We start from the raw sequence: 3,914 nt of genomic DNA on the forward strand, positions 1-3,914 counted from the left end.
GCGGAACCCGGGACGGATCCGCTTGAAAATCCGCGGCACCGTCTCCACATTGTGCGCCAGCACCTCCGGCCGCGACCCGAACACCTCCGCCAGCTGCTCCGGCTCCGCGTTGAAGTCCGGGATCAGCAACTCCACCCCCGTGCCCGGGTTCAACGCGTGGATCTGCCGCACCGTCTCCGCATACAACCACGCCCCGCCGTCGGCCAGATCGTCCCGGGCGACACCGGTGATCGTCGAATACCGCAGCCCCATCGCCTGCACGCTCTCCGCGACCTTCCGCGGCTCCGCGCGGTCCAGCTCAGCAGGCCTGCCCGTGTCGATCTGACAGAAATCGCACCGCCGCGTGCACTGATCCCCGCCGATCAGGAACGTCGCCTCCCGGTCCTCCCAACACTCGTAAATGTTGGGACACCCGGCTTCTTCGCACACGGTGTGCAAGCCCTCGCGCTTGACGAGGCCCTTGAGCTCAGTGAACTCCGGACCCATCCGCACCCGCGTCTTGATCCACGACGGCTTCTTCTCAATCGGCGTCTCACTGTTGCGCACCTCAAGCCGCAACAACTTCCGCCCCTCCGGTGCAGCACTCACGGGCTCCACCCTACGCCCGGGAAACCGCCCTCAACTCGGGTCGGGAGTGACGCCGGTCAGCTCGGCGGTGAGCTCCCACAATCTGGTCCCGGCTTGCGGATCCCGGGCCGGGGCGAGGGTGCGGACCTTCGCCGGGCGGCCGCGGACGGCGAAGACCGGTCCGAGGTAGTCGCCGCCTTCGACGTCCGGGGCCGTCGCGGCGTACAGCTGCGGCAGCGCGCCGTGCTCGACGCGTTGGGCCAGCAGCATTCCGCCGAGCTTGCCGATCTCCCGGATCGCGGTGCGAAGCAAGGGATTCTGATACGAACCGGCCATGTTCGTGGTCAGGCCGGTCGCGCTGTAGCCGGGGTGCGCGAGCACGCTGAGCACGGTGGAATCCGCCGCGCGAAGGCGCCGGTCCAGTTCGATGCCGAAGGTTTGGTTCGCCAGTTTCGCCTGGCCGTACGCGGCTGCCGCGCGGTACGGGCGGCGTTCGGCGTTCGGGTCGTCCAAGTGCAGGTGCGCGCCGAGAGCGGCGACGCTGGACAGGGTGACGACGCGGCCGGCCGGTGCGCCGCGCAGGGCGGGCATCAGCAGCCAGGTCAGCGCGGCGTGCCCGAGGTGATTGGTGCCGAATTGCAGCTCGAAACCGTCTGCGGTGCGGCCTTGCGCGGTGGCCATGACGCCGGCGTTGTTCATCAGCACGTCCAGCGCGTCGCCGGTGAGTTCGCGCACCTTGGCGGCGGCTTCGCGGACGGACGCCAGGTCGGCGAGGTCCAGCCGGACGAGTTCGGGTTTCGTCCCGGACGCCGCGGCGCGGACCCGTTCGAGGGCGGTTTCGCCGCGTTCGGGCGAGCGGCAGCCGAGCAGCACGCGGGCGCCGTGTGCGGCGAGGACTTCCGCCGAACGCAGGCCGAGGCCGGAATTCGCTCCGGTGATCAGGACGGTCCGGCCGCTCTGGTCGGGGATCCGGGCCTCGGTCCAGCGTTCGTTCATCGGGTCAGCTAACTACATGTCACGCACTCGGCGCGAGCAGGCGCATCAGATGCCCGACCGGACCGCGCCTGCGGACCGGGCCGGTGTCGCCCGCGCGGATGAGCGCGTCGAGCGTGCGCCCGACCTTGACGATCTCGTCGGCGGGCTCGTCCGGTTCGGCGAGGCCCGCGGTGAGCGCCAGCATGTGCAGTTCGGTGCGGTGCAGCGGTTCCAGTGCGGGGCAGCGCTCGAGGGCGCCGTCCAGCACCGCGCGGAGGTCTTCGTGGTCCTGCTGTGCCTGCCGCCACGCGCGGGTGACGGCGTCGACCTGGTCGCCGGGCAGATCCGCCTCGTCGGGGTCGGCGAACTCGGCGCGCAGGTAGCCGCTGAGCAGCTGCGTCCACTTGTACTGCAGTGCCAGCAACAGGTTCTCTTCGGTGCCGAACTCGTCGGCGGCACCCGGGATTTCGGCCAGCGACAGCGGTTCCCGCGGTGCGCGCCTCGCCTGGCGGACAGCGGCATCGAGGATCTCTCGCCGCCGGTAGAAGTCGGTCCAGCTCATGGTGTGGCTCCCCTTCCGTGACCCGGGCCATACTGCCGGTCTGCGGCATACTCCCGGTACGGACCTGACGCAGCCAACATACCACGGGTATGGTCCGGCAGGCCCCGGCGTAAGGTTGTGAGCGTGCCGACAATGAGGTCCCGACGACTCGACTACTCCGAGTCGACCCGATCCGCCCTGGTCGACAGCGCGGTCGAACTGTTCACGAAACGCGGATACGCGGGTACCTCGCTCGACGAGGTGGCCAAACGCGCCCGCGTCACGAAAGGCGCGCTGTACCACCATTTCAGCGGGAAGCAAGCGCTCTTCGAGGCCGCGTTCGAACAGGTGGAAAGCCTGGTCTACGACCGGCTGCAGAAGATCATGACCGGCGACGGCGAGCCGTGGGAGCGCGCGATGAGCGGGCTGCAGGCGTTCATCCGCAGCTGCCTCGACCCGTCGTACCAGCGGATCGCCATCCACGAGGGTCCGGTCGTGATGGGCTGGGAACGCTGGCGCGAGGCCGAGGAACAGTCCAGCTTCGGGCTCGTGCGGTCCGGGCTGCAGCTGCTCGTCGACGCGGGCGAGGTGGAGCCGGTGCCGGTCGACCTCACCGCGCGGCTGCTGTTCGGCGCCCTGTCGAGCGCGGCGACCGAGATCGCCGGCGCGGCCGACCCCAAGAAGGTCGGGGCCGAGATCGAGGACGTCATCACGCGGATGCTGACCCGGCTGCGCCGCCCGGCCGAAGAGCAGGAACGGCCCGCCGCGGGCTGACCGATCCGCCGATAGGCTGGCGGCATGGACTTGAGGATCTTCACCGAACCCCAGCAGGGGGCGAGCTACGACGACCTGCTGCGGGTGGCGCGGACCACCGAAGCCGCGGGTTACGACGCCTTTTTCCGCAGCGACCACTACCTCAAGATGGGCAGCGCGGACGGTCTTCCCGGGCCGACCGACGCGTGGATCACCCTCGCCGGCCTCGCCCGCGAGACCGAGCGGGTCCGGCTCGGCACGCTCGTCACCGCGGCCACCTTCCGCCACCCCGGCCCGCTCGCGATCTCGGTCGCGCAGGTGGACCAGATGTCCGGCGGACGCGTGGAATTCGGCCTCGGCACCGGCTGGTACGACGACGAGCACACCGCCTACGGCCTCACCCTGCCGCCGCTCAAGGAGCGCTTCGACCGCTACGCCGAGCAGCTCGCGGTGATCACCGGCCTGTGGAAGACCCCAGTGGGGCAGACGTTCTCCTACTCCGGCGACTACTACACGCTCGCCGACTCGCCCGCGCTGCCGAAGCCCGCGCAGTCGCCCGCGCCGCCGGTGATCATCGGCGGCGGCGGCAAGAAGCGCACCCCGGCGCTGGCCGCGCAGTACGCCGACGAGTTCAACCTGCCGTTCGTGGACGCCGAAACCGCGCTCGCGCAGTTCGAGCGCGTCGACGCGGCGGCGGAGGCGATCGGCCGCGACCCCAAGGAAATCCTGCGTTCGGTCGCGCTCGTGCTGGCGGCGGGCCGCGACGAGGCCGAGGTCGCGCGCCGGGCCGGGGCGATCGGGCGCGAGGTGGACGAGCTGCGGGCCAACGGGCTGGCCGGGACCGCGGCGGAGATCGTGGACCGGATCGGGCAGTGGCGGGAGAAGACCGGGATCACCCGGCTGTACCTGCAGGTGCTGGACCTTTCCGATCTGGACCACATCGAGTTCGTGGCGTCGGAGGTTGCTCCGCAGCTGGATTGAGGCGGTTGCGACGGGGCCTGTTGCGGTGGGGTCCGTTGCGGTGGGGCCTGTTGCGGTGGGGCACCCCGAAGCTGATTGTGACTACGGGCGGCGGGTG

At 70.4% G+C, this 3,914-nt stretch carries 5 protein-coding genes; 2 read left to right on the forward strand and 3 right to left on the reverse strand.

All coding sequences use genetic code 11. The features are described 5' to 3' along the window. The 3 genes from H5411_RS45900 to H5411_RS45910 form a co-directional block, all read right to left on the reverse strand. A partial coding sequence (locus H5411_RS45900) for a lipoyl synthase (protein ID WP_183127952.1) occupies nt 1-588 on the reverse strand: 588 nt, incomplete at its 3' end. Between the two features lie 30 nt (nt 589-618). Then, nucleotides 619-1,563: an oxidoreductase gene (locus H5411_RS45905; RefSeq protein WP_101435022.1), complete on the reverse strand. Its 945-nt coding sequence runs from the start codon at nt 1,561-1,563 to the stop codon at nt 619-621. A 19-nt stretch (nt 1,564-1,582) separates the two neighbouring features. Then, a complete protein-coding gene (locus H5411_RS45910; RefSeq protein ID WP_101435021.1) occupies nt 1,583-2,104 on the reverse strand; it encodes a hypothetical protein in 522 nt (173 codons plus the stop codon). A gap of 132 nt (nt 2,105-2,236) precedes the next feature. On the opposite strand from H5411_RS45910, the gene H5411_RS45915 reads away from it, so the two are divergent. Continuing rightward, entirely contained in the window at nt 2,237-2,857 is a 621-nt protein-coding gene (locus H5411_RS45915) for a TetR/AcrR family transcriptional regulator (RefSeq protein WP_101435020.1), read from the forward strand. Nucleotides 2,858-2,881: 24 nt separating this feature from the next. Next, a complete protein-coding gene (locus H5411_RS45920; protein ID WP_101435019.1) occupies nt 2,882-3,817 on the forward strand; it encodes an LLM class F420-dependent oxidoreductase in 936 nt (311 codons plus the stop codon). Nucleotides 3,818-3,914 lie beyond the last annotated feature (97 nt).

The organism is Amycolatopsis echigonensis, assembly GCF_014174495.1.
In the GTDB taxonomy this organism is placed as follows: domain Bacteria; phylum Actinomycetota; class Actinomycetes; order Mycobacteriales; family Pseudonocardiaceae; genus Amycolatopsis; species Amycolatopsis echigonensis.